Source organism: Bartonella vinsonii subsp. berkhoffii ATCC 51672 (assembly GCF_902825225.1).
Classification (GTDB): Bacteria; Pseudomonadota; Alphaproteobacteria; order Rhizobiales; family Rhizobiaceae; genus Bartonella; species Bartonella berkhoffii.
Genome location: NZ_CADEAK010000346.1, coordinates 1 through 386 on the forward strand (window position 1 = coordinate 1; position 386 = coordinate 386).

General features: G+C 44.3%; 1 protein-coding gene. It reads right to left on the reverse strand.

Annotated features, from left to right (window positions below; translation table 11 throughout):
• The coding region (locus tag J7R10_RS09555) for an NAD-glutamate dehydrogenase domain-containing protein (protein WP_208436550.1) at window positions 1-386 on the reverse strand (386 nt) is incomplete at both ends.

Below are 386 nucleotides of genomic sequence, written 5' to 3' on the forward strand. Positions count from 1 at the left end.
TGCTTCGGGAGAGAGGGTAATGGCCTTCATTGTGCGTGAGAAAATACCACCACCCTTTGATAATTTTGTTTGATCGTAGGCCTGCCAACTCGAACGAGGAAGTTGAAAGAGACGCATACGTTCTGCATAGCTTTCAGGTATGATTGGATTTGGGTCGATAAAGATATCGCGGCGATCAAAGGCAGCAATAAGTTTTGTTTGCTTGGAAAGAAGCATTCCATTGCCAAAAACATCACCAGACATATCACCAACACCAATACAGGTGTAGGGGGTTGTTTGAATATAGTGATTAAAGGATTCTCGAAAATGTCTTTTAACGGCTTCCCACGCACCTTTTGCGGTCATTCCAATGGCTTTGTGGTCATAGCCTGCTGAACCTCTAGAGG